Here is a 24,220-nt window from a genome sequence, read left to right on the forward strand (position 1 = left end):
GATATTGTTCAATTTTCAAGGTCCTGTGCCGCTCTCCCTCGCGGGACAGCTTGTTTATTATATCTCGCAAAGTCTTGTTTGTCAAGCACTTTTTTTGAAATATTTTTTCAAGCTCTTTCGAGCGGCTCGCCGTCGTTGACGGCTCAGTTATAATACCACACCCTCTAAGCAGAAGTCAACACCTTTTTTCAATTTTTTCTGAAAAAGTATCACTTTGCTAATATGCTGCCCGGTTTGTCCTTTCTGTATAGAAAAAAGGCCCTTACAGGCCCAGCAGCGGGGCCAGCTGGGCAACCGCATCCAGCGGGTGGGTGGAATGTTTTTTCATGAAGGCACGCACCGGCTGCACCTCGCAGCCCCAGCCCGCAAAGGCAAAGGGCACGCCGCAGCGTTGCGCCATCTGACAGCCGGGCTTTAAATCGTCCACCATTAAAAGCTCCTCCGGCGCAAGGTCATAGTGGCGCATGATCTCCTCCAGTGCATAGGGGGCGGGCTTGCGCTTTTGGGGCGGCAGATCCCAGCCGAACACCAGCTCCGGCTCGAAGCCGCAGTGAATGCGGTAATCCCGCCGGATCATCTCCTCGCTGGAATGGCTGGCCACGCAGATAATTCCCCCGGCATCCCGGTACCGGCGCAGCAGGTCGGCCATGCCCGGGAACATGGGCGGCACATGGGTGCTGGTCCACTTTCTCCAGATCTGCCCCTCCAGCTCCATCTCCTCATCGGTCAGGTGCAGCATATCCCGGCAGAGGGCTTCAAAGCCCGGTTCGAAATTATACAGCACATACTCCTGCAGACTCCAGTTCACTTCCGGGCGCAGAATCCTCATGGCATCCAGAAAGGCCGGGTAGTGGATGGTGGGCGTGCTGGCCACCACGGTATCGTCATGATCCAGCACCAGACAGGGCAGACAGGCCATATTCGTTCCCCCTTATAATAATATAACGTATTATAGCAGACCGGCCCCGCCGGGGCAAAACAAAGCCGCCCGATGGGGAACGCTTTTCCCCCGCCGGGCGGTGTTGTTTGTGTATTACAGGGAGGGCCCGCACAGGCTGCCCCATTCCTGCCAGCCGGCCAGCAGCTGGTCGGCCTTGTGGCAGTCGCTGGAAAAGATCAGCCGGGCGCCCCGGGCCTGCAGCTCCTCCAACAGCCAGTTGGCCGGGTAGGGCTGGGTGCGCCAGCCCTTGGCCACCGCGCCGGTGTTCACCTCGAAGGCCACACCCTCCCCTGCCAGCCGATCCAGCGCGGCCAGTGCCGCTGCCCGGTAGCGGGGGTGGGCTTCGTCAAACAGCACGCCGCCCTCGTTGAACTTGGCGATCAGGTCGAAATGGCCCACGATATCGCACCCGGTGCGCCGGTGCACATCCGCCAGCGTGGCGAAGTAATCCTCGGCGAAGGCATAGTAATCCCCGCCGTAGTGGTCGGCCACAATGCGCTGCTGCCACTGGGGGTCCTCATCCACCGGCAGATACTCCCCGTGCCGATGGAGATAATGCACCGAACCGATGACAAAATCGTACCCTTCGGCGGGCTGTTCCGAGTAATAGTCCTGCTCGATGCCAAGCAAAATCCGCAGCTTCGGCGCGTATTCGCTTTGCAGCTGCCGCACCCGCCGGATATAGTCCCGGGTGCCCGCAGGGCTCATGCAGTACCGCTCGTCAAAGCCGGTGTGGCTGTGACCGGAAAAGCCCAGGGTTTCGCAGCCTGCCGCCAGCGCCGCCGCGGCCAGCTCCTCGGGGGTGTTGTCGCCGTCGCAGAAGGTGGTGTGGGTGTGCAGATTGTAAGGTCTCATGAGGTCATCTTTTCCTGCTTGACCTTGTGGTCGATGATGTGACGGCTGGCCAGCTCGTCCCGCACGTCCTCCACGGTGATGTCCATCTGCACCATGAGCACCATGGCGTGGTAAGCAAGATCCGCCAGCTCGTAGATGGTCTCCTTCTTATCCTCGGCCTTGCCCGCGATGATGACCTCGGTGCATTCCTCGCCCACCTTTTTCAGGATCTTGTCCAGACCCTTCTCGAACAGATAGGTGGTGTAGGAGCCCTCGGGCCGGTCGGCGTTGCGCTGACATAAAAGGTCGTACAGGCCCTCCAGCGTGAAGTCGCCCCGCTCGTCGCTCTGGAACAATACGTCCTCAAAGCAGGAGTCGTTGCCCAGATGGCAGGCCGGGCCGTCCTTTTCCACCAGTACCAGCAGCGCGTCCCGGTCGCAGTCGGCGGTGATGCTCACAATGTGCTGGTAGTTGCCGCTGGTCTCACCCTTGAGCCACAGCTCCTGACGGGAGCGGCTCCAGAAACAGGTGAGCTTTTTTTCCATACTGATGGCCAGGCTCTCGGCGTTCATGTAGGCCACGGTGAGCACCTTGCGGCTTTTGGCATCCACCACCACCGCCGGGATCAGGCCCTTTTCGTCAAATTTCAGGTCTTGAATGGTCAGCATATCTTATCGCCTCACTATGATGTCGTTTTCCCAAAGGGTCTGCTTCAGATCCGGAATGGCAATCTCGCCGAAATGGAACACCGAGGCCGCAAGGCCCGCGTCCACACTGGGCACCTTTTTAAACAGCTCCACAAAATCCTGCTGGCTGCCCGCGCCGCCGGAGGCGATCACCGGAACCGGCACCGCCCGGCAGACCTCGTCCAACAGCTCCAGATCAAAGCCCTGCTTCACGCCGTCGGTGTCGATGGAATTCACCACCACCTCGCCCGCGCCCAGCTCCACGCCCCGGCGCAGCCAGCCGATGGCCTCGATGCCGGTATCCTCCCGGCCACCCTTGGCGAACACCTGAAACCGGCCGTTCACCCGCTTGATATCCGCCGAGAGCACCACGCACTGGTTGCCGTAGCGCTTCGCAGCGCGGCGGATCAGCTCCGGGTCCCGGATGGCCCCGGAGTTCACGCTCACCTTGTCGGCGCCGCACTTGAGCACCCGGTCAAAATCCTCCAGCGTGTTCACGCCGCCGCCCACGGTGAGGGGGATGAAAATGGTCTGGGCCACCCGGCAGAGGATGTCGGTGAAGAGCTTGCGCCCCTCGGCAGAGGCAGTGATGTCGTAGAACACCAGCTCGTCGGCTCCGCTCTCGGAATAGTATCGGGCCAGCTCCACCGGGTCGGACACATCCGACAGCCCTTGGAAGTTCACGCCCTTGACCACCCGGCCGTCCCGCACGTCCAGACAGGGGATGATTCGTTTTGTGATCATTTCGCCGCCTCCAGTGCTTCGGCCAGATCCACTGCGCCGGTGTAGTAGGCCTTGCCCAGAATGGCCCCGTAGAGATTCATCTCCCGCAGGGCCTTGATGTCATCCAGACTGCTCACGCCGCCGGAGGCCACGATCTGCAACCCCTGCCGTTTGGCAAGCCTTCGATACAGCTCCAGATTCGCCCCCCGCATGGCTCCGTCCCGGGAAATGTCGGTGCAGATCATGGTGGAAACCCCAAGGCCCTGCATCCGGTCGAAGAAGGCTTCCGCTCCCTCGTCGCTGGTCTGCTGCCAGCCCCGGATGGCCACCTGACCGCCCCGCAGGTCGGCCCCAACGGCCACCCGCTCGCCCCAGGTATCGAGAGCGTTTTGCAGAAAGTCCGGGTCGGTGACGGCGGCGGTGCCCAGAATCACCCGGCTCACCCCGTTTTCCAGATAGGCGCGGGCAATGTCCATAGTGCGGATGCCGCCGCCCACCTCCACAAACAGGCCGGTCTCGGCGGCAATGCGCCGGATCAGCTGCAGATTGGGGGTGGTGCCGTCCCGCGCGCCCTCCAGATCCACCAGATGGATGTGGGTGGCGCCGGTTTCGGCAAATTTCTTGGCCAGAGCCGCCGGGTCGGGGTTGTACACGGTCATCTGCCGGTAATCGCCCTGATAGAGCCGAACCGCCTGCCCTTCGTACAGGTCGATGGCCGGAAACAGAATCATGCTTTTCCCTCCTCTTCACAAAAGGCCCGCAGAATGGCAAGGCCCACCGGGCCGCTCTTTTCCGGGTGGAACTGGCAGCCCATCACGTTCCCCTTCTGCACCATGGCGGTGATGGGGATGCCGTACTCCGCCGTGGCCACCAGACTGTCGGCGCAGCCCTCGGCGTAATAGGAATGAACAAAATACACGCAGTCGCCGGGCTTCACGTCCCGCAGCAGCGGGCTTTCGGCCACCGGCTGCAGGGCGTTCCAGCCGATGTGGGGAATCTTCAGCTCCGCCGGGAGGGCCCCCTCCATGGGCACCACCCGCCCGGCCAGCAGGCCCAGCCCCCTGTGACGGCCGTATTCAAGGCTCTCTTCAAAGAGCAGCTGCATGCCAAGGCAGATGCCCAGCACCGGCACGCCTTTTTGCGCCTGCTTGATCACCAACTGATCCAGCCCGGTGGCCCGCAGCTTGTCCGCCGCGTCGCCAAAGGCGCCCACGCCGGGCAATACCAGTTTATCCGCCTGTTCCAGAACGGCGGGGTCGGCGCTCACCTGCACCTCGGCCCCCACATAACGCAGGGAGGAGCAGAGGCTGAACAGGTTGCCCACCCCGTAATCGATCACGCCGATCATCACAGCACCCCTTTTGTGGATGGAATTTCCCCGGCAAATTCCGGGTCGATGGCCACTGCCGTGCGCAGGCAGCGGGCCGCCGCCTTGAAGGCTCCCTCCATGATGTGGTGGGAGTTGGCCCCCGCCATCTTTTGCAGATGCAGGGTCAGCTGAGCCTGCCGGGCGAAGGCAATCCAGAATTCCTCGAACAGCTCGGTGTCGAAGTCGCCCACCTTCTGGGTGGGAATCTCCACCTGCCCATAGTAGCCGCCCCGGCCGGACAGATCCGCCGCCGCCAGAATCAGGGTTTCGTCCATGGGCAGCAGGGACTGGCCGTACCGGCACACGCCCCGCTTGTCGCCCAGAGCCTGCCGGAAAGCATCGCCCAGGCAGATGCCCACGTCCTCCACCGTGTGGTGGTAGTCCACATAGGTGTCGCCGGTGCAGGTCAGCTCCAGATCGAACCGGCCGTGCCGGGCAAACAGCACCAGCATGTGGTCCAGAAAGCCGCAGCCAGTGGCGCAGCTGCCCTTGCCGGTGCCCTCCAGCACAAGGCGCAGGGAAATGTCCGTCTCGGCGGTGGTGCGTTTGATCTCTGCCGTTCTCACTGGGCTGCCTCCTTCATGATTTCCTTGATGGTTTGCATAAACCGTTCCATCTGGGCTTCGTCGCCCACGCTCACCCGGATGTAATCCCGGGTGCGGGGCGCGTCAAAATAGCGCACCAGCACGCCCCTTTGCCGCAGAGCCTGATACATGGCCCCGCCGCCCATGCCGGGGGCCGCCGCGAACAGGAAGTTTGCCTTGGAGGGCAGCACCTTCCAGCCCATGGCCTCCAGCTGGCCGGCCACCTTGTCCCGGATGGCGGCAATGCGGCGGCAGTTTTCCATATAATAGTCGTCCTGTGCCAGCGCGGCCTCGCCTGCCGCCAGCGTCATCCGGTTCACGTTGTAGGGGTTGGTGGAATAGCGCAGGGTTTCCAGGTCGGCAATCAGCGCCTCGCTGCCCAGCGCAAAGCCCAACCGGGCCCCCGCCATGGAGCGGGACTTGGAGAAGGTGCGCACCACCAGCAGATTGTCGTACCGGTCCAGCAGGGCGGCGGCGCTTTCGGCCCCGAAGTCCACATAGGCTTCGTCCACGATCAGCACCCCGTCCGGATTGGCCTTCAGAATCGCTTCAAAGTCATCCAGCCCCAGCGCCAGACCGGTGGGGGCGTTGGGGTTTGCGATCACCGCCACTCCGTTTTTGCCGAAGTAATCCGCCGGGTCGATGGAGAAATCCTCCTTCAGGGGAATCACCTCATAGGGCAGGCGGTTTTTGGCCGCGAACACCGGATAAAAGCCGTAGGTCACGTCCGCAAAATACAGAGGCCGCTCTTCCCCCGCAAAGGCGCAGAAGGCCAGATCCAATACTTCATCCGAGCCGTTGCCCACCATCACATTGGCGGGCTTCACCCCGTAGCAATCGGCCAGCGCCCGGCGCAGCCCGGCGCACTGGGGGTCGGAGTAGAGCTGCAATTTGCCGCACTGCTCGGCCACCGCCGCCGCCACCCCCGGCGAGGGCGGGAACGGGGATTCGTTGGTGTTCAGTTTCAGATAGTCCTGATCCTGCGGCTGCTCTCCCGGGGTATAGGGGGTGAGCGCCGCGTATCGACTTGAAAAAAACCGGCTCATTGTTTTTTCTCCTCCAGCCGCACGGTGACGCTGTTGGCGTGGGCGTCCAGCCCTTCCTTACGGGCAAAGCAGGCCACCTTTTCGCCCACCTTGGCCAGCGCGTCGGCGGTATAGTAAGTAAACTGGCTCTTCACCACGAAATCGTCCACCGAAAGCGCCGACGAGAATTTCGCGGTGCCGCTGGTAGGCAGGGTGTGGTTAGGGCCGGCGAAATAATCGCCCAGCGCTTCCGGGCAGTTCTTGCCCAGAAAGATGGAACCGGCGCAGCGCACCCGATCCAGATAATCAAAGGGCGCGTCCACGCACAATTCCAGATGCTCGGGGGCGATTTCGTTGGCAATGTCGATGGCCAGATCCAGATTTTCCGCCACAATAATTTTGCCATTGTTGTCGATGGAGGCCCGGGCGATCTCGCTGCGGGGCAGCAGCGGAATCTGCCGCTCCAGCTCGGCCTGCACCGCTTTGGCCAGCTCGCCGCTGTCGGTGACCAGCACCGCGCTGGCCATTTTATCGTGCTCGGCCTGACTGAGCATGTCCGCCGCCACGATCTTCGGGTTGCAGGTGCCGTCCGCCACCACCAGAATCTCGCTGGGGCCGGCAATCATGTCGATGGCCACCCGGCCGAACACCTGCTTTTTGGCTTCGGCCACATAGGCGTTGCCGGGGCCCACGATCTTATCCACCTTGGGCAGGGTCTCGGTGCCGAAGGCAAGGCCCGCCACGGCCTGTGCGCCGCCCACCTTGAAGATGCGATCCACGCCCGCGATCTTCGCCGCCGCCAGAATCACCGGGTTCACCTTGCCGTTTGCGCCGGGCGGGGTGACCATCACCAGCTGGGGGCAGCCCGCGATCTTGGCGGGGATGCTGTCCATCAATACGGTGGAGGGGTAGGCCGCGGTGCCGCCGGGCACATACAGGCCCACCTTCTGGATGGGCACAATCTTCTGACCCAGCACCACGCCGGGCTGGTCGGCCACCACAAAGCTGTTGCGGCGCTGCTTTTCGTGGAAGGCCCGGATGTTCGCCGCCGCCTGTTCCAAAATCGCCACAAATTCCGGCTCCACCGCCGCGAAGGCCTCGTCGATCTCCGCTTCGGTCACTTCCAGATTGGTCAGGTCGGCCTTGTCAAAGCGCAGGGTGTATTCCCGCAGGGCCTCGTCGCCCCGGGCGGCCACCTGGGCCAGAATCTCGGTCACCGCGCCCTCCACATTGGAGGCGATGTTGTCCCGGGCAAAAATTTCGCTGTTCGGTACCTGGCCGTATTCATAAATGGGGATCATGTCACTTCACCTGTTCCTTCATTCTGGCCAGCATCTCTTCCAGCTGGCGGTTTTTGAATTTAAAGCTGGCCTTGTTGGCGATGAGCCGGGCGCTGATGGGCAGGATGTCCGCCACCACCTCCAGATCGTTCTCCCGCAGGGTGGTGCCGGTTTCCACAATGTCCACGATCACGTCGGACAGGCCCAGAATGGGGGCCAGCTCGATGGAGCCGTTCAGCTTGATGAAATCCACATCCCGGCCCATGCCCGCGTAGTAGTCCGCCGCGATGGACGCAAACTTGGTGGCCACCCGCAGGGTGCGCTCTCCGTCGTCCCGGAAGGCGCGGGGGGCGGCCACCGCCATCTTGCAGCGGCCCACGTTCAGATCCAGCAGCTCGTACACATCCGGGTGGTATTCCAGTAAAATGTCTTTTCCGGCCACGCCCACATCGGCGGCGCCCCGCTCCACATAGATGCTCACGTCCGAGGGCTTGACCCAGAAGTACCGGATGCCCTTTTCGGCGTTTTCAAAAATCAGCTTGCGGCTGTTTTCCCGGATGGCCGGGCACTCGTAGCCCGCCGCCTCGAACATGGCGTAAACCTTTTCGCCCAGGCGACCCTTGGGCAGCGCGATGTTCAGCATGGTTTCCCCTCCTTGTCCAGCCGGATACATTCCTGATACCGCAGCTTGGGCGGCGCGGCCTTCTGGGCGCTCACGCTCTTGCCCTCGGCGCGCAATTTTTGCACCGCCGCCGCCACCGCCGCCGCGGGGGTCTCGTTTTCATAGAGCAGCAGCACCTGCACGTCCCATTCCGGGCGGGGGCTGCGCAGCTGATCCAGCCGGTCCAGATACAGCGCAAAGCCCACCGCGCCCTGACTGCGGCCCATCCGGCGCATCAGCCGGTCGTACCGGCCGCCTGCCAGCACACTCTGGCTCAGGCCCTGCAAAAAGCCCCGGAACACAATGCCGTTGTAGTAGTCCATGTGGTTGACCACCGAGAAATCCAGCACCACTTCCTCGCCCAGGCCCGCCGCGTCCAGCAGAGCGCTCAGCTGCTCCAGCTCGGCCACGGCCTCGCCGGCAAGCCCGCCGCACAGCGCCCGCAGCTTTTGCAGCGCCGGACCCCGGCTGCCGTAGATGGTTACGAGACCCGCCAGCCGCTGGGCGCAATCCGCCGGGACCCCGTTTTCCGCACACAGGCGGGCCAGATCGTGGGCGTTTTTCTGGGAGAGGGCCTCCAGCGCGCTGCGGCGGAATTCCCCGTCGCCGCCCGCGGCGTCCAGCAAAGCGGAGACAACGCCCAGATGGCTGATCTCCAGCACATACTCCGGGCCGATGAGCGCCAGACTCTTCGCCGCCAGCTCCACCGCCTCGAACACATCGTAGCCGTCCACGTCGCCGATGCACTCCAGACCGGTCTGCATGATCTCCTTGAACTGGCCCGACCGGCGGGACACCCGGTACACGTTTTCGTTGTAGCACACCTTGCGCTTGCAGCCGGGGTTTTCCTCTCCCTTTTGCAGGATGGAAAGGGTCACGTCCGGCTTTAAGGCCATCAGGCGGCCGTTGGTGTCGGTGAAGGTGATAACCCGGTCGCTGAGCAGAAAGTCCTTGTTGCGGGCATACAGCTCGTATTCCTCGAACCGGCTCATTTTGTAGGGCAGATATCCGTAGCTCTGGTACAGAGCCCGCAGGGCGATCACCGCCCGTTCCTCGTTTTTCAGCAGCTGGTCGTTTTGCATCCCGGCTCCCCTCCCTGTTTCGCGTTTCACTTTATTGTGATAATGTAATACTATAAAGAAGTATACAGGACAGACCGTCCTTCTGTCAAGAGCAGATGGGGAGTTTTCGCAAAACAAAAAGGCCCCCGGCGAAACGCCGGGGGCCAAAGGTTCAAAACAAATCAGTGATTTTCCGCGCGAAGCACGAAGTAGCCCTGAGGATGGTCGCAGACCGGGCACTTGGCGGGGGCGTGGGTGCCGATGTGGATGTGGCCGCAGTTGGTGCAGATCCAGACCTGCTCGGTCTCGCGGGCAAACAGCTTGCCCTCTTCCAGCAGCTTGGCAACCTCGCGGTAGCGGGCCTCGTGCTCCTTCTCGATGTCGCCCACCATGGTGAACAGGGCGGCGATGCGGTCGAAGCCCTCTTCCTTGGCGGTGGCGGCGAAGCTGGCGTACATGTCGGTCCACTCGTAGTTCTCACCGGCGGCAGCGTCGGCCAGGTTGGCCAGAGTGCCGGGAACCTCGCCGTCATGCAGCAGCTTGAACCAGATCTTGGCGTGCTCCTTCTCGTTGTTGGCGGTCTCCTCGAACACGGCGGCGATCTCGTTGTAGCCTTCCTTCTTTGCCTTGGATGCGTAGTAGGTGTACTTGTTGCGGGCCTGGCTTTCACCGGCAAAGGCGGCCATCAGGTTGGCTTCGGTCTTGGAACCCTTCAGATTCATGGTAAACTCCCTCCAATAAAGTAAGAATATTTTTTATTACAGCGCCCAAAGGCGCTATCTTCCGTTATCTTTCTCTAATGTATCACGCGGACGTGTGTTTGAAAAGTGACTTTGTCACAATCGACCAGGCACCGGCTGGCCGCAGCACGCCGCTGCCCCTATCCCATGAAGGAATGCCGTTCACTGTTCCCGCTCGCACTGGCGGGAAATGCGCTTGAACAGCTTCACCGCCCTGTCCACCTGCTCCTGCGGGATGCGCTGGCGAAAGCCCACCATACTGTGGGCCACAAAGGGCGCAGTGTGGGAAAAGCTGGTCATGCCGATGAAGTATTGCAGGTAGGGGTTTTCCCGAATCATCTGCACGGTCTGCCGGTCGGAAAGCTCCAGCGCCTGCCGGATGACCAGACTGCCGAAGGCCATGCGCAGGGGCAGCGCCTGATTGCCTGCCCGGCCGAAGTTGCCCGCGTAGTGGCGCTCCATCTCCTGCCAGTCGATCTCCTTCGCCAGCTTCACCCAGCGGTTATTCTCATCCAGTGTTCCCCCAAAGGGCTGCACATAATCGTAAAGGGTCATCTGTGATTCCGCCATATCATACATAACCCGCCGCCTCCTCTTTTTTGGACTGCATTACTTTTCTTATTGTAGCATAAAATCAAGGGTAATGCCGAACAATTTCCAGGTGGTGGAGCGCGCCGGAAAATTTTTTCGTGATATGAACCAAAAAGCACAGCCAATCCTTGGTAGACCCGCGAGCATTTTTGGAAAATAGCACGGAAAATTTTGGCGTGATACGCCGCCTGAGCCGTAAGGCGTGAATTGTGCGGTGTTGCCCAAAGGAGAAAAGCCAGTGCGCGGGCAAACAAAAAAGCACCGCTCCCAAAAGGGAGCGGTGCTCATGCTCAAAACGCAGTGTGCTTAACGGGTCGATTAAACCTGAGAAGCAGCAACAGCGCAGGCCACGGTGGCGCCAACCATGGGGTTGTTGCCCATACCGATCAGGCCCATCATCTCCACGTGAGCGGGCACGCTGGAGGAGCCGGCGAACTGAGCGTCGCCGTGCATACGGCCCATGCTGTCGGTCAGGCCGTAGGAAGCGGGGCCGGCAGCCACGTTATCGGGATGCAGGGTACGGCCGGTGCCGCCGCCGGAAGCAACGGAGAAGTACTTCTTGCCGTTCTCGATGGCCCACTTCTTGTAGGTGCCGGCAACCAGGTGCTGGAAGCGGGTGGGGTTGGTGGAGTTACCGGTGATGGAAACCTCAACAGCCTCAGCCTTCATGATGGCAACGCCTTCCAGAACGTCGTTGGCGCCGTAGCACTTAACGGCAGCGCGCTCGCCGTCGGAGAAAGCCTTCTCGCGAACAACCTTCAGCTCGCCGGTCTTGAAATCGTAATCGGTCTCCACGTAGGTGAAGCCGTTGATGCGGCTGATGATGTAAGCAGCATCCTTGCCCAGGCCGTTCAGGATAACGCGCAGGGGGGTCTTGCGGGCCTTGTTGGCGGTGCGGGCGATACCGATGGCGCCCTCGGCGGCAGCGAAGCTCTCGTGGCCGGCCAGGAAGGCGAAGCACTTGGTGTCGTCGCTCAGCAGCATGGCGCCCAGGTTACCGTGACCCAGACCAACCTTGCGCTGCTCGGCAACGGAACCGGGGATGGTGAAAGCCTCCAGGCCCTCGCCAATGGCGGCGGCGCACTCGGCGGCGTTCTTCAGGCCACGCTTCACAGCGATGGCGGTGCCCAGGGTGTAAGCCCAAACGGCGTTCTCAAAGCAGATGGGCTGCACGCCCTTCACAATAGCGTCGCAGTCGATGCCCTTCTCGAGGAGCATCTCACGGCAGGCGTCCAGGGATTCCAGGCCGTTGGCCTTCAGGCATGCCTCGATCTTAGGCATGCGGCGATCCATAGATTCAAAAGTAGCCATAGTATTTCTCCTCCTCTCTTACTCTTCGCGGGGGTCGATGTACTTGGCAGCGCCATCGAACCGGCCGTAGGTGCCAACGTTCTTCTCGAACGCGGTCTTGGGATCCTCGCCGTGGCGGATGGCTTCCAGCATCTTGCCCAGACGAACGAACTGATAACCGATGACCTCGTTGTTCTCATCCAGAGCGGTCTTCAGGATGTAGCCCTCGGTCAGCTCCAGGTAACGAACGCCCTTGGCCTTGGTGGAGAAGATGGTGCCGGTCATGCTGCGCAGACCCTTGCCCAGATCCTCCAGGCCGGCGCCGATGGGCAGGCCGCCCTCGCTGAAGGCAGTCTGGCTGCGGCCGTAAACGATCTGCAGGAACAGCTCGCGCATGGCCACGTTGATGGCGTCGCACACCAGGTCGGTGTTCAGGGCTTCCAGAATGGTCTTGCCGGGCAGGATCTCGCCGGCCATGGCGGCAGAGTGGGTCATGCCGGAGCAGCCGATGGTCTCGACCAGAGCTTCCTCGATCACGCCGTTCTTAACGTTCAGAGTCAGCTTGCAGGTGCCCTGCTGGGGGGCGCACCAGCCCACACCGTGGGTCAGGCCGGAAATATCCTTGATCTCATAGGCCTTAACCCAGGCGCCCTCCTCCGGAATGGGGGCGGGGCCGTGATGGGGGCCTTTGGTCAGAGGACACATACGCTCTACTTCATGAGAATAGGTCATAATAGTACTCTCCTTTGCTCTCTTTGTAAGCTTGTTGCGGATTTCACAACATCTACCTTTTCATTATAAATAGGGGGGCCGGGTTTTGCAAGGCGTTTTTGAATTTGTTCGGCTAAAAAATTGCACCGTGGGCCCCGTTTTTGCCCGGCACTGGATTTTTGTGCGAATTAAATCGTCATTTCTTACAAAGAATTCGTGTCTTGCTTGTTGCATCTGCACAAAGGCAGTGCTATATTATAGGTGCACGGCAGGCAAGGCCCTCCGTGCGTGGGAGAAAGTATTGGCAAACGCCAGAAAAGGCGGGCCGGCTGCCTGAATGCGCCGGTGCCCGCACAAGGGAAAGTGAGGAATCCGTTTTATGGATCGCATCAGTCTTCATAATTTCAACGTTCGTGATTTCAGCGAGATGCTGGCTTCCTGCAAGGGCGACGTTTACATGATCACCCCCGAAGGCGACCGGCTGAACCTGAAGAGCAAGCTGTGCCAGATCATCGGCTTCACGGCTCTGATCCAGGGCGGCCAGATTGCCGAGGCCAAGTTCGAGTGCTCCGAGCCCGAGGACGAGGCAAAGCTCTACCGCTTCAACCTGTTCGGCGACACCAAGGGCTAAGCATCACGAATCAAACGTCAGGGCCGCGCACCTATTTATAAGGGGCGCGGCCCTCAGCTTGTCGATAAATCAGCTCCAAAAACAAAGCGGTACAAAAACAGCGTCAGGATTCACGGGCATGTACCGGGAATCCTGACACCTTAACAGAAAAAACACCCGGTTTTGTGTGCGAAGTGCGCAAAACCGGGTGTTTTTTCGCCGGAAAAAGGGTACTGGGGGAAACCAATAAGCATCCACCGCGCCTTGCGTCGGTGGTGCGTTTGGTGTCCCTCAGGAGGCTGTCGAACTTTTTCGACAGCCTCAGAGGTCAGTTGGTGCCGATGCTCATGGTCTCGGGCAGGGTGCTGCCGCCGTCGATCACGATCTGGCTGCCGGTCAGATAGCTGGACTCGTCGATGCCCAGGAAGGCAAACAGCTCGCCAACCTCGATGGGCTTTGCCAGACGCTTCATGGGCACGCCCACGGCGATGTCGTTGATGGCGCTCTCGGGATCTTCGGGGTTGGACTCCACAGCCATCTTCTCCACCATGGGAGTGCGGGCATAGCCCAGCTGAGAGCAGTTCACACGGATGTTCCGGTCGGCGTATTCCACAGCCAGGCACTTGGTCAGGCCAACCAGAGCGGCCTTGGTCATGGCGTAGGCGGCTTCGCCCGCGTCGGCCACGATGTCGCCGGTGACGGAGGAGGCGATTACGATGTTGCCGCCGCCCTGCTTCAGCATGTAGGGGATCACGGCCTTGCAGGTGTTCCACACGCCCTTGATGTTCACATCGATGTGGAAGTCGCGGGTGGCGTCGTCCATCTCCTCAAAGGGAGCCAGACGGCACACGCCGGCGTTGCAGCAGGCCACGTTGATTTCACCGAAGGTGTCCACGCCCTTCCTGGCGGCTGCGTCCATCTGGGTACGGTCGGCCACGTTGGCCACCACGGTGATGATCTCGCTGCCGTATTCCTTGCGCAGCTTCTCGGCGGTCTCTTCCACCTTCGGGTCCAGATCCACCAGCACCATCTTTGCGCCGTATTTTGCGTAGGCGGTGGCAATGCCCTCGCCCAGACCGGCAGCCGCGCCGGTGATCAGTGCTACCTTGCCATCCAGTTTTGCCATGGGGAATCGCTCCTTTATCATTAGAATGCGGCGAGCCCTCACGCCGGGCCCGCCCGGTTACCTTCACCATAGCATTCCGGGCAGAGCGCTGTCAACCGGAGGTTTTCTTCTTTTGCGCCGGCCCCAGCTTCCACAAACAGAAGGCCCCGGCCAGTGCCGCGCCCACCGCCAGCCAGTGCCGCCCGTTTTCCAGCCCAAAAGCCTTTGCCGCGAAGGGAAAGCCCAGACTGCCCGCCGCCATGCCCAGCGCCAGCAGGCCGTAGTTGACCCCGGTGTGGGCAAGGCCGAACCGCTCGGTGCACAGGCTGGGCAGCACCGCCGCCTGCCCGGCGTAGAAAAAGCACAGCCCGGCGTAGGCGGCGAGAAAGAGCCAACTTTTTGCAAAGGCAAACCCGGCGGAAAGCCCGGCCAGCGCCCCGAAGGCGGCGATCAGCACCGCACGGCGGCCCAGCTTATCCCCCGCTGCGGCCAGCGTCAGCCGCCCGGCGGCGGAGCCCGCCGCGCCCACCGCCACCATCCAGCCGGCGGCGGTTTCCGGCAGGCCGCTCCGGCGGGCAAGCTCCAGAATGCGGGGGCTGAACAGCAGCACCGCCGGGGTGGCCAGCGCCACCGAGGCGGTGATCCACCAGTAGGCGGCGGTGCGCAGCATCTGGCCCGGGGTCATGCCCTGCTGCTTTGGGGCGACGGGCGTTTTTTCCGGGTTCTGCAACACAAGGCTGGCCCCGCCGCACACAAGGCCCAGCAGCGCCCCCAATGCCCAGAAGCAGCCCCGGATGCCCCACAGCCCGGTGAACCACTTCACCAGAAGCGTGAGCGCCGCGCCGGAAAGCCCCACCGCCACGCCGATCACCCCGGTGGCAAGGCCCTTTCTGTCCGCGTACCATTTCTGGGCGCAGCCCATCACCGCCGGATATAAAAAAGCGCAGCCCGCCCCCACCGGGGCGCTGAAGGCAAGATAAAAGAGCCACGGTTTTTCCGCCGGCACAAAGCCCGCCGCCACAAACCCGGCGCAGAGCCCGGCGCTGCCAAGAAGAGCGGCGAAGCGGGGGCCGAGCTTATCCTGCAAAAAGCCGCCGGCCACCCCGCCCGCGCCGAAGGCCGCCACCAGCCAGCTGAGCACAAAGCTGGCCGATTCCTCATCCAGACCATATTCCGCCCGCACCGGCTCCTGAAACACACCCCATGCGGTGGGGATGCCCGCCAGCAGCTGGATGGCCGCCCCCGCCGCCAGAATCACAAAGGGGTGCTGCTTTACAAACTGGCCCATTGCTTTTGTTTCCTCCCATGATTTTTTGGCTTAGTATGCCCCCTTTTTGTTGACAAATACCGGCCCGCCGGGCTATCATTAGAAGATAAAAGTGCTTTATTCTGTTAAAATACAAACGCTTTGATACTGTGGGAGGAACATCAATGAAAACCAATCCGCTGAAGGGCATGAAGGACTATCTGCCCGCCGAACAGGCGCTGCGTGACTATGTGCAGGGCCGCATTCTGGAAACCTACCGCGCCAGCGGCTTCGAGCGTATCTCCACCCCCATGCTGGAGGACATGGAGAATCTGGACAAGAGCGACGGCGGCGACAACCTGAACCTGATCTTCAAGGTGCTCAAGCGGGGCGACAAGCTGGCCAGTGCCATCGCTTCCGGCAACGAAAAGGATCTTTCCGACATGGGCCTGCGGTACGACCTGACCCTGCCCCTCTCCCGCTACTACGCCGCCAATAAGGACAAGCTGCCCAGCCCCTTCAAGGTGATCCAGACCGACCGGGTGTTCCGTGCCGAGCGGCCCCAGAAGGGCCGGATGCGGGAGTTCGTCCAGTGCGACATCGACATTCTGGGCGACGGCTCCTGCAACGCGGAGATCGAGCTGATCGACGTGACCGCCCGGGCGCTGCTGAACATCGGCTTTGACGACTTCACCGTGAACATCAACGACCGGCGCCTTTTGCGCGGCATGCTGACCAGCATGGGCTTTGCCCCCGAAAGTCTGGACAGCGTGTGCATCACCTTCGACAAGCTGGACAAGATCGGCGCCGAGGGCGTGGCCAGGGAGCTGACCGAGAAGGAATGCCCCGCCGAGGCCGTTGCCGCCCTGAGCGATTTTCTGGCGAAAGGCGAGTTCAGTCTGGAGGCCATCGGCGCTCTGTGCGAGGACAAGACCCTTGCCGAAAACCTGAAAAAGGTGATCGCCACCGTGGAAACGCTGGCCGGCGGCAAGTATAAAATCGCCTACTGCCCCAGCCTTGTGCGCGGTCAGGGCTACTACACCGGCATGGTGTTCGAGGTCACCTGCGCGGCCTTCAGCGGCGCGGTGGCAGGCGGCGGCCGCTACGACAACATGATCGGCAAGTTCATCGGCCAGCAGGTGCCCGCGGTGGGCTTCTCCATCGGCTTCGAGCGCATCTGCGGCATTCTGGCCGAGCAGGGCTTTGCCATTCCGGCCCAGAAGCCCAAGATGGCCCTGCTCTACCTGCCCGACGCGGACTTCGCTCAGGTGCTGGCCAAGGCGGCCACCCTGCGGGAGGGCTACACCGTGACCGTGCTGCCTCAGGCCAAAAAATTGGGCAAGCAGTTCGGCGCGCTGGAAAATCAGGGCTTTGCCGCCGTGGCCTTTGCGGACAACGACGACGTAAAGACTCTGGGCGCCAACGGCTGATTGTTCTCCGTTTCATTTTCAACACAAAAAGGCTCTGCCTGTGGAAAACCCACGGGCAGAGCCTTTTTTATTTATTATTGTAAGACAAGCAACTTGATCGCCGCCAGCACCGCCAGATGGGCCGGGTAGAACAGATAGAAAAACCACTTCCAGAATACCCGGCCGTGCTGGGCCCTCTTTCCGTTATAAAACAGCAGGATCACCGCGCCCGCCACAAGAATGCCCAGTGAGCTTGCCGCCGTGTGCAGCGCCGTCTGCACCGTCCAGTTTGCGGGCAGGCTCTGGAAGAAAAAGATCACCGCTTCCCCGAAAAAGACAAGCGCCAGCCCGCTGCGTCTGCCCCCCAGCCCGAACTTGCCGTACCGCCAGCTGCAGAATATGAAGGTGAACAGCGGGGCCATCGTTCCCCAGTCCATGAACAGGCTGACAAAGAACAACCCCAGCAGCGCCGCGAAATTCCGCCCGAGCCGCTCGCCGGGCCGGATGGCCATTTCATGGGCCACATGGGCGGTTCCCAGACAGACCAGCAGGGTGAACAGCATGTTCAGCTGGAAAAAGCCCAGCGCCAGCTGGTAGGGAATCTGGGCGATCACCGCGAAAATCAGCAGCCGCAGCGCGTAGGCCTTGCGGTTGCGGGTGTACTGGTAGCCCTCGGCCAGAAAATAGCACATAGTCACCGCGGTGAAGTAGCCGATGTTCACCAGCGGCTCAAACCATGGGCTTTGCGGCGAAAGCAGCACGTTGGCGATGTGATTCAACAGCATTGTGGCCATGGCGATGGCCTTGATGGCATCCCGGTTCAAACAGGGCCAGATTCCCACGCCGGGTTTCATGGGCGTTCCCCTCCCCTTGTTTCGTTTTCTTTATTCTAACAGAACATGGGGAGCCTGTCACCCCCGGGCGGCGTTTTGGGTGCCGGTTTATTTTCTCTGTTTTGTACACTATTTCGGTATAATTCACACACCAGATATGGGTTTTGCGCATTGAAGCAGATGCAAGATGTGGTGTATAATAGGAAACGTTGCAAAATAGACATTCACGGGAGGACACACCATGCAGATTCAAAAGCGCAGCGGCCAGGCCGAGGCCTTCGACGGGGGCAAGATTCTTGCCGCCATGGAAAAATCCTTTGCCAGCGTGGGGCAGGCCCCCAGCGTGGAGCAGCTGGCCGGCCTGCTGGACGCGGTGACCCGTCGCCTGAGCGGCGAGCTGGTCACGGTGGAGCAGATTCAGGACGAGGTGGAGCGGGCGCTGATGGAGCAGGGCCACTTTGAGGCGGCCAAAAGCTACATCCTTTACCGTTCCCGCCACGCGGAGCTGCGCGCCGCCCGCCAGAGCATTGCGGCGCAGGTGAACGCCCCCGGTCTGGAGGATTGCCTTGTGGGCATCCAGAATGATTTCGACCAGCTCTCCTACCCCCTCACCGCGCTGGCCGCCCGGTTTGCGGGCTTTGCAAAGCCGGAGATGGACGCTGCCGAGCTGCTGGCCGCCCTGACCAAGGCGGCGGTGGAGCTGACGTGCCCGGACGCACCCAAGTGGGAGTTCATCGCGGCCCGGCTTTTAAACCTTTCCTTCACGCTGCGGCTGGAAACCGAGCTTTCCCGCCGGGGCATCCACACCCTTTATGACAAGCTGCGCTACCTGACCGACGAGGGCCTTTACGGCAGCTACATTCTGGAGCACTATTCCCGGGCCGAGATCGGCGAGGCGGAAGCCTTCCTCTGCCCCGAGCGGGACAAGCTGTTCACCTATTCCGGCCTGGATCTTCTGCTCAAGCGGTATGTGATCCACACCCGGCAGCATGTGCCGCTGGAAACCCCGCAGGAGATGTTTCTGGGCATTGCCCTGCATCTGGCCATGGAGGAAAAAACCGACCGGCCGGGCTGGGTGAAAAAATTCTACGACATGCTCAGCCGGATGGAGGTGACCATGGCCACCCCCACTTTGTCCAACGCACGCAAGCCCTACCACCAGCTGTCCAGCTGCTTCATCGACACGGTGCCGGACAGCCTGGAGGGCATCTACCGCAGCGTGGACAATTTTGCGCAGGTGAGCAAGTTCGGCGGCGGCATGGGCCTTTACTTCGGCAAGGTGCGGGCCGCTGGCGGCAGCATCCGGGGCTTTGAGGGCGCGGCCGGCGGCGTGATCCGCTGGATTCGCCTTGTGAACGACACCGCGGTGGCGGTGGATCAGCTGGGCGTGCGGCAGGGCGCGGTTGCGGTGTATCTGGACGCCTGGCACAAGGATCTGCCGGAGTTTCTGCAGCTGCGCACCAACAACGGCGACGACCGGATGAAGGCCCACGACGTGTTCCCGGCGGTGTGCTACCCGGATCTGTTCTGGAAGCTGGCAAAAGAAAATCTGGACGCCCCCTGGCACCTGATGTGCCCCCACCAGATTCTCACCGTGAAGGGCTACTGCCTGGAGGATTACTGGGGCGAAGAATGGGAAACCCGTTACCGGGACTGTGTGGCCGACCCCCGCATCCAGAAGCGCACCGTCACCGTGAAGGAGCTGGTGCGGCTGATTCTGAAAAGCGCGGTGGAGACCGGCACCCCCTTCACCTTCAACCGGGACGCGGTGAACCGGGCCAACCCCAACGGCCACGCGGGCATGATCTACTGCTCCAATCTCTGCACCGAGATCGCCCAGAACATGGCCCCCATCGAAACGGTGAGCACCGAGATTTCCACCGCACAGGGCGACCCGGTGGTGGTCACCACCACCCGCCCCGGCGAGTTCGTGGTCTGCAATCTGGCCAGCCTGTCGCTGGGCAACCTGCCGGTGACCAACAAGGCCTACATGAATCAGGTGGTGGCCACCGCGGTGCGGGCACTGGACAACGTGATCGACCTGAACTTCTATCCCCTGCCCTACGCCAAACTCACCAACCGGAAGTATCGCAGCATCGGTCTGGGCGTCAGCGGCTACCACCACATGCTGGCCAAGGCGGGCATCCGGTGGGAGAGCGAGGAACACCTGACCTTCGTGGACGAGGTGTTCGAGACCATCAACAAAGCGGCCATCGCCGCCAGCAGCGCCATCGCCGCCGAAAAGGGCAGCTACGCCGCCTTCGAGGGCAGTGACTGGCAGACCGGCGCGTATTTTGCAAAGCGGGGTTACGACAGCCCCGAATGGCGGCAGCTGGCCGCCACCGTGGCAAAGCAGGGCATGCGCAACGCCTACCTGCTGGCGGTGGCCCCCACCAGCTCCACCAGCATTCTGGCGGGCACCACCGCGGGCGTGGACCCGGTGATGAAGCGCTTCTTCCTGGAAGAGAAAAAGGGTAGCATGCTGCCCCGGGTGGCCCCGGAGCTGGGCATGCGCACCTACTGGTATTACAAGAACGCCCACCAGATCGACCAGAGCTGGAGCGTGCGGGCGGCGGGCGTGCGCGGGCGGCACATCGATCAGGCCCAGAGCATGAACCTGTACATCACCAACGACTACACCCTGCGTCAGGTGCTGAACCTGTATCTGCTGGCGTGGGAACAGGGCGTAAAGACCATCTACTACATCCGCAGCAAATCGCTGGAGGTGGAAGAGTGCGAGAGCTGCTCTTCCTGAGCTTTGAAGGAGTGTGAACCATGACCCAGCTGATCAAAAAGCCCCTCTTCAACCCGGGCGGCGACACCGACGTGCGCCTGCGGCGGATGATCGGGGGCAACACCACCAACCTGAACGACTTCAACAACATGCGCTATGCCTGGGTGAGCGACTGGTACCGGCAGGCCATGAACAATTTCTGGATTCCCGAGGAGATCAATCTGGCGCAGGATACCCGGGATTACCCGAACCTTTCCGCCGCCGAGCGCACCGCCTACGACAAAATCCTCAGCTTTCTGGTGTTTCTGGACTCCATCCAGACCGCCAACCTGCCCAACATCGGGGAATACATCACTGCCAACGAGGTGAACCTGTGCCTGTCCATTCAGGCCTTTCAGGAGTGCGTACACAGCCAGAGTTACAGCTACATGCTGGACAGCATCTGCAGCCCGGTGGAGCGCAACGACATCCTCTACCAGTGGAAAACCGACGAGCACCTTTTGCGCCGGAACACCTTCATCGGTGACCTTTACAACGAGTTCCAGCAGAACAAAGACGCCTTCACCCTGCTGAAGGTGATGATGGCCAACTACATTCTGGAGGGCATCTACTTTTACAGCGGCTTCATGTTCTTCTATAACCTTGCCCGCAACGGCAAGATGCCCGGCTCCGCGCAGGAAATCCGGTACATCAACCGGGACGAGAACACCCACCTGTGGCTGTTCCGGAACATTCTGCTGGAATTGCAGAAGGAGGAGCCGGAGCTGTTCTGCCCGGAGAATGTGCAGGTGCTGAAGGAAATGCTGGAAGAGGGCGTGCGGCAGGAGATCGCCTGGGGCCACTATGTGATCGGCGACGCCATCCCCGGCCTGACCCGCCAGATGGTCACCGACTACATCCGGTATCTGGGCAACCTGCGCTGGACCGGCCTCGGCTTCGGGCCTCTTTTTGAGGACAACCAGACCGAGCCCGCCTCCATGAGCTGGGTGAGCCAGTACTCCAATGCCAACATGGTCAAGACCGATTTCTTCGAGGCCAAAAGCACCGCCTACGCCAAGAGCACCGCGCTGGTGGATGACTTGTAAGCCTGATTTTTCTTTCCCATAACAGCAAATCCCCCGATGGAGCTTCCATCGGGGGATTTTGCGTTTGCAAAGGGTGCAGACAGGCAGAAAAATGCCGGGCATTGCTGCCCGGCATTTTTCCATGATTGCAGTTTTTGCAGATTAACCCTCTGCGCCGTAGGATGCGGCGTAGGCTGCATAGTCGATGTTCTGCACCTTGGTCAGAGGCTCGGCGGAGTACTTCTCAACGCGCTCATCGTTGATCACGCCGGCCCAGTTCAGACCGAATGCAAAGTCGTAAGTATTGCCGTTGGCGTCAACGTAGCACTCCATATCGCGGGGCACGTCCTCCAGCTGAGCTTCCACGGCTTCCATGTCGGCGGGCTGCTGGAACACCAGCAGGCCGTTGGGCTCGGTCTCGCCCAGGATGATCTCGGCAACCACTTCGGGGCGCTGCTTGGAGTAGCAGCCCAGGATGACGTCGGCCATGGACTCGGTCTCGGTCCAGACCATGCCGCGCTCCATCTTCATGGAAACGATCACGGGGATATCGCCGGCCACGGAGTCCGCATACTGCAGAGCTTCCAGATCGCCGTAGTTGGCAGCAGCGGGAGCGGTGTTGCCCTTGTAGGAGCGGTTCTGCTTCTCGCCGTCAACGATAGGACCAGCAATAGAGGTCTCACGGGCGGTTTCCGCAGTGTACTCGCCGTACTGCATGGATACGGGGTACCAGTAGATGTCGTCCGGATACAGCTCGTTGTTCTTGTAGGCTTCCAGATAGCCAAAGGCGCTCACATAAGGATCGGTGTAGGAAATGCTGTACGGATTGCTCATGCCAACCAGAATGTAATCGCAGGCTGCGATTTCCTCGGCGGTGGCACGGGTCAGGTCGTCCTTGGTGTAGGTGGGGTTGCCTTCCGCATCGGCTTCGCCGGTGGGATCGCCCAGCTTATCGGTAACCACGTTGAAGTACTGGCCCATCACATCCAGATCCATGCCGGGAGTCCAGCTGGGAGTACCTTCGCTCACGCCGCCCATCCAGCTCACGCTAAAGCCGGTGTTGTAAACGTAGGGGATGTAAACGGTGGGCTTATCGGAGGTGGCGGAGCCGCCTTCCTTGATGGTGCCGTCGTTCTTCAGCATCACAACGGAGTCGCGCTGGCCTTCCAGCCCCAGCTCGCTGTTGCCGCCGGTGGTGATGATGGACTCGGCGTAAGCGGAGTCATTGTAGGGCTGATCGAACATGTTGAGGTTCATCATAACCTCGATGTAGTTGGAGGCAGCGTGGCTGATGATCTCCTTGGCGGTCTCTTCACCGTTGCGTTCCACCAGCTTGTCATAGGCAGCAGCCACAGTTTCCATGGTGCCGTAGCCGCCCAGCAGCTCAACACCCCGCTCCCAGCCGAAGGCGATCTTCTCAGCCTCGTCGGCCATATCCTCGGTGCCCCAGCAGCCAGCGAACTGGAATACGCCCCAGTCGGTGATGGTCAGGCTGTCGTAGCCGGCCTCGTCCAGCAGGCCATACATGTAGGCGTTGTAGGCGCCGGCCAGATCTTCGCCGCCGTAGGGGTTGCCCTCGCCGTCAACGTTCACGGAATACTGGGTCATGATACCGGAGGAACCGGTCTTGCCGGGCAGGTTGAACACGCCGTCAAAGTAGGTGATCAGGTGTGCTTCCAGGTTGTCGCCCGGGAACACCGCGTAGTGAGCAGTGTAGTGGTGGTCGTCGCGGCCGCCTTCGGTGGCGCCTGCGCCGGCATAGTGCTTGGTGAAGCAGAACACGGACTCGTCGCCCCAGCCCAGATCTTCGCCGTTCTCATCGTAGGTGGACTGCATGGCGTTTACATAAGCAGTGGCGATGTCCAGAGTCAGCTGAGGATCTTCGCCGTAGGTGCCGCCGGCACGGCTCATGGAAGCGCCGGCAATGTCAACCTGGGGTCCCAGCAGGGCGGTAACGCCCGCAGCGCGGTATTCCTTGGAGGTCTCCACGCCGATTTCAGCGGCCAGCTCGGGATCCATGGTGGAAGCCAGAGCGGTGGTCTCCACCAGGCCGGAGATGTTGGCCGGGTCGATGGAGATCATGGCCGGAATGCCGTAGTAGCAGCTCTCGGCAACGGCCTGAATCTGGTTGGTCCACTGGGCGTGGACTCCGCCGCCACGGCCGATGTTACGGGTAACGCCGCCGCGGCCGCCAGCCTCCAGGAAGGTGCGGGAACCATCGTCCTCAGCCAGAGGCTCGGTGGTGAAGTCGCCCCAGCCGCCGTGGGAGAGGATGGCCGCCATCTCGGCGCCCTCCATCTGGCCCACCAGGTCGGCGGTACGCTCTTCGGTGGTCAGACGCCAGTCTTCGTAGGCGTCCAGAGTGCCGTTCTGGTTCAGATCCTTGAAGGCATAGCCGTCGTCTTCAATGACCTTGACGCCGGAGTTGGGCGAAAGGCCCAGAACCTCGCCGCCTTCGTTCTCCAGCTTCAGCCAGCCGTCCTCGGTGGTGGTGACGGTGTACTTGGCGCCCTCACTGGGCTCCGGCATGTAGCCGCTGGGCTCCGCCGCCGTGGAGGTGGACGAAGAGGCGGGAGTGCTGGCGGGCGTCTGGCCGCATGCGGCCATGCTCAGCGCCATGCCGATTGCGAGGACAAATGCCAGGAAACGCTGTACGTTTTTCAAAGGTAATTCCTCCTGTTCCGTCTATGTTCCTTCAAAATGCGGGGAGCGCCTGCCCCCCGC

The 24,220-nt window shown here is 61.4% G+C and carries 23 protein-coding genes; 4 read left to right on the top strand and 19 right to left on the bottom strand.

All coding sequences use genetic code 11. The features are described from left to right. Positions 1 to 262 precede the first annotated feature (262 nt). The 15 genes from EDD77_RS12100 to EDD77_RS12170 form a co-directional block, all read right to left on the bottom strand. Positions 263 to 919, bottom strand: coding sequence for an HAD family hydrolase (locus EDD77_RS12100; RefSeq protein WP_058962656.1), 657 nt, complete (start codon positions 917 to 919; stop codon positions 263 to 265). A gap of 114 nt (positions 920 to 1,033) precedes the next feature. Beyond that, positions 1,034 to 1,795: a histidinol-phosphatase HisJ family protein gene (locus EDD77_RS12105; protein ID WP_058962657.1), complete on the bottom strand. Its 762-nt coding sequence runs from the start codon at positions 1,793 to 1,795 to the stop codon at positions 1,034 to 1,036. Then, the gene (hisIE, locus tag EDD77_RS12110; protein WP_058962658.1) at positions 1,792 to 2,442 is read right to left on the bottom strand and encodes a bifunctional phosphoribosyl-AMP cyclohydrolase/phosphoribosyl-ATP diphosphatase HisIE; all 651 of its coding nucleotides are present in this window, start codon (positions 2,440 to 2,442) and stop codon (positions 1,792 to 1,794) included. Before hisIE ends, EDD77_RS12105 begins: the two co-directional genes overlap by 4 nt. A gap of 3 nt (positions 2,443 to 2,445) precedes the next feature. Next, positions 2,446 to 3,204, bottom strand: coding sequence for an imidazole glycerol phosphate synthase subunit HisF (gene hisF / locus EDD77_RS12115; protein WP_058962659.1), 759 nt, complete (start codon positions 3,202 to 3,204; stop codon positions 2,446 to 2,448). Continuing rightward, positions 3,201 to 3,914, bottom strand: coding sequence for a 1-(5-phosphoribosyl)-5-[(5-phosphoribosylamino)methylideneamino]imidazole-4-carboxamide isomerase (hisA, locus tag EDD77_RS12120; RefSeq protein ID WP_058962660.1), 714 nt, complete (start codon positions 3,912 to 3,914; stop codon positions 3,201 to 3,203). Before hisA ends, hisF begins: the two co-directional genes overlap by 4 nt. Then, positions 3,911 to 4,531 (bottom strand): imidazole glycerol phosphate synthase subunit HisH, encoded by a 621-nt coding sequence (gene hisH, locus EDD77_RS12125; RefSeq protein WP_058962661.1) that lies wholly within the window; start codon positions 4,529 to 4,531, stop codon positions 3,911 to 3,913. The genes hisA and hisH overlap by 4 nt, the downstream gene beginning before the upstream one ends. Beyond that, positions 4,531 to 5,118 (bottom strand): imidazoleglycerol-phosphate dehydratase HisB, encoded by a 588-nt coding sequence (gene hisB, locus EDD77_RS12130; RefSeq protein WP_058962662.1) that lies wholly within the window; start codon positions 5,116 to 5,118, stop codon positions 4,531 to 4,533. The genes hisH and hisB overlap by 1 nt, the downstream gene beginning before the upstream one ends. Then, positions 5,115 to 6,182 (bottom strand): histidinol-phosphate transaminase, encoded by a 1,068-nt coding sequence (gene hisC / locus EDD77_RS12135; protein WP_058962663.1) that lies wholly within the window; start codon positions 6,180 to 6,182, stop codon positions 5,115 to 5,117. Before hisC ends, hisB begins: the two co-directional genes overlap by 4 nt. Next, positions 6,179 to 7,462 carry a histidinol dehydrogenase gene (gene hisD, locus EDD77_RS12140; protein ID WP_058962664.1) on the bottom strand — a complete coding sequence of 428 codons (1,284 nt, stop codon included), beginning with the start codon at positions 7,460 to 7,462 and terminating at the stop codon, positions 6,179 to 6,181. The genes hisC and hisD overlap by 4 nt, the downstream gene beginning before the upstream one ends. Before the next feature lies 1 nt (position 7,463). Further along, the gene (gene hisG, locus EDD77_RS12145; RefSeq protein ID WP_058962665.1) at positions 7,464 to 8,084 is read right to left on the bottom strand and encodes an ATP phosphoribosyltransferase; all 621 of its coding nucleotides are present in this window, start codon (positions 8,082 to 8,084) and stop codon (positions 7,464 to 7,466) included. Beyond that, a complete protein-coding gene (locus EDD77_RS12150; RefSeq protein WP_058962666.1) occupies positions 8,078 to 9,184 on the bottom strand; it encodes an ATP phosphoribosyltransferase regulatory subunit in 1,107 nt (368 codons plus the stop codon). Before EDD77_RS12150 ends, hisG begins: the two co-directional genes overlap by 7 nt. Positions 9,185 to 9,345: 161 nt before the next feature. Further along, entirely contained in the window at positions 9,346 to 9,885 is a 540-nt protein-coding gene (rbr, locus tag EDD77_RS12155; RefSeq protein ID WP_058962667.1) for a rubrerythrin, read from the bottom strand. Between the two features lie 180 nt (positions 9,886 to 10,065). Continuing rightward, a complete protein-coding gene (locus tag EDD77_RS12160; protein ID WP_058962668.1) occupies positions 10,066 to 10,482 on the bottom strand; it encodes an IS5 family transposase in 417 nt (138 codons plus the stop codon). Positions 10,483 to 10,812: 330 nt separating this feature from the next. Further along, on the bottom strand, positions 10,813 to 11,805 hold the full coding sequence (locus EDD77_RS12165) for a GGGtGRT protein (RefSeq protein ID WP_058962669.1): 993 nt from the start codon (positions 11,803 to 11,805) through the stop codon (positions 10,813 to 10,815). Between the two features lie 18 nt (positions 11,806 to 11,823). Beyond that, positions 11,824 to 12,516: an iron-sulfur cluster assembly scaffold protein gene (locus tag EDD77_RS12170; RefSeq protein WP_058962670.1), complete on the bottom strand. Its 693-nt coding sequence runs from the start codon at positions 12,514 to 12,516 to the stop codon at positions 11,824 to 11,826. 358 nt (positions 12,517 to 12,874) lie between these two features. Between EDD77_RS12170 and EDD77_RS12175 the strand changes: the two genes are divergently transcribed. Then, the gene (locus tag EDD77_RS12175; RefSeq protein ID WP_058962671.1) at positions 12,875 to 13,126 is read left to right on the top strand and encodes a hypothetical protein; all 252 of its coding nucleotides are present in this window, start codon (positions 12,875 to 12,877) and stop codon (positions 13,124 to 13,126) included. Between the two features lie 307 nt (positions 13,127 to 13,433). On the opposite strand, the gene ucpA is transcribed toward EDD77_RS12175, so the two are convergent. After that, positions 13,434 to 14,231 (bottom strand): SDR family oxidoreductase UcpA, encoded by a 798-nt coding sequence (gene ucpA, locus EDD77_RS12180; RefSeq protein WP_058962672.1) that lies wholly within the window; start codon positions 14,229 to 14,231, stop codon positions 13,434 to 13,436. A gap of 91 nt (positions 14,232 to 14,322) precedes the next feature. Then, a complete protein-coding gene (locus EDD77_RS12185) occupies positions 14,323 to 15,498 on the bottom strand; it encodes an MFS transporter (protein WP_132587401.1) in 1,176 nt (391 codons plus the stop codon). 143 nt (positions 15,499 to 15,641) lie between these two features. On the opposite strand from EDD77_RS12185, the gene hisS reads away from it, so the two are divergent. Next, positions 15,642 to 16,886, top strand: coding sequence for a histidine--tRNA ligase (gene hisS / locus EDD77_RS12190; RefSeq protein WP_058962674.1), 1,245 nt, complete (start codon positions 15,642 to 15,644; stop codon positions 16,884 to 16,886). Between the two features lie 74 nt (positions 16,887 to 16,960). Here the strand turns inward: hisS and EDD77_RS12195 are convergent, their stop codons facing one another. Then, entirely contained in the window at positions 16,961 to 17,719 is a 759-nt protein-coding gene (locus EDD77_RS12195; protein ID WP_058962675.1) for a TraX family protein, read from the bottom strand. Positions 17,720 to 17,939: 220 nt separating this feature from the next. Between EDD77_RS12195 and EDD77_RS12200 the strand changes: the two genes are divergently transcribed. Continuing rightward, entirely contained in the window at positions 17,940 to 20,453 is a 2,514-nt protein-coding gene (locus EDD77_RS12200) for a ribonucleoside-diphosphate reductase subunit alpha (protein WP_058962676.1), read from the top strand. Between the two features lie 20 nt (positions 20,454 to 20,473). Next, positions 20,474 to 21,517, top strand: a complete 1,044-nt coding sequence (locus EDD77_RS12205; protein WP_058962677.1) for a ribonucleotide-diphosphate reductase subunit beta — start codon at positions 20,474 to 20,476, stop codon at positions 21,515 to 21,517. 141 nt (positions 21,518 to 21,658) lie between these two features. On the opposite strand, the gene EDD77_RS12210 is transcribed toward EDD77_RS12205, so the two are convergent. Continuing rightward, on the bottom strand, positions 21,659 to 24,160 hold the full coding sequence (locus EDD77_RS12210) for a glycoside hydrolase family 3 N-terminal domain-containing protein (protein ID WP_058962678.1): 2,502 nt from the start codon (positions 24,158 to 24,160) through the stop codon (positions 21,659 to 21,661). Positions 24,161 to 24,220 lie beyond the last annotated feature (60 nt).

Origin of the sequence: Allofournierella massiliensis, assembly GCF_004345265.1 — a bacterium.
GTDB lineage: Bacteria > Bacillota > Clostridia > Oscillospirales > Ruminococcaceae > Allofournierella > Allofournierella massiliensis.